Origin of the sequence: Vibrio sp. 1562, assembly GCF_033340155.1 — a bacterium.
GTDB classification, from domain to species: Bacteria; Pseudomonadota; Gammaproteobacteria; order Enterobacterales; family Vibrionaceae; genus Vibrio; species Vibrio alginolyticus.
Map to the genome: position 1 here is coordinate 1 of NZ_JAWOVY010000182.1, position 881 is coordinate 881.

General features: G+C 51.6%; 1 protein-coding gene. It reads right to left on the minus strand.

Going from position 1 to position 881, the window contains the following annotated elements; translation table 11 throughout:
• Window positions 1-881: flagellar basal body P-ring protein FlgI (locus R7Z49_RS24025; RefSeq protein WP_318112234.1), on the minus strand; the 881-nt coding region annotated here is incomplete at both ends.

The window sequence follows — 881 nt, forward strand, 5'->3', positions numbered from 1 at the left end:
CAGTTCAGCATTCAACGCGCCCGCTTCATTTAGTGCCTGAAGAATAGACATCAAATCGGTTGGGGTTGCGCCTAAGCTGTTGACCGCATCGACAATGGTATTGAGCTCTGTGCCCGGAGGCCAAATCACCATTTGAGCGAGCTCTTCGTTTACATCAATATCCGTTTGATTCACGACTTTTGTCTCACCATCAGCAAACGCATTCGGCTGGCTGACTTTTTCTGATTCTGAAATTCGCACCGTCAAGTTGCCGTGGCTTACTGCCGCTTCGCCAACTTTGACATTCTTGCCAATCACCACGGTGCCAGTACGGGAGTTGAAGACGATACGTGCAGGCTTACGACCTTCTACGACGCTCATCTCTTCCAGCATCGACATCATGATCACGCGTTGTTGCGTGTCTTTCGGCGCTCGCATATCCACGCGTGCTTTGTTGATGGCAACAGCCACGTTCGGACCAAACGTATTGTTGATTTCACGTGCGATGTTTTTTGCAGTAGTGAAACTTGGTTTGCGCAGGTTCAACGTGATTTCATCGCGCTGGTTGAAGTCTGTTTTGATTTCGCGCTCTAGCGGTGCACCATTCGGCACACGACCCGCTGTTGGCGTATTCACTTCGACTTTCGAACCACTTTTACCTTCAGCAGATAAACCGCCCACAACAACGCTACCTTGCGCGATGGCGTACACTTCACCATCGATACCGCGTAGCGGCGTAAGAAGCAGCGTACCGCCGCGCAAGCTTTTCGCATCACCAATGGATGACACGACCACATCTAAGGTTTGGCCCGGCCCTGCCATAGGGTCTACCGATGCCGTCACGCTTACCGATGCTACGTTACGCAGTTTAGGGTCCATGCTGTCATCAATCTGAACGCCCA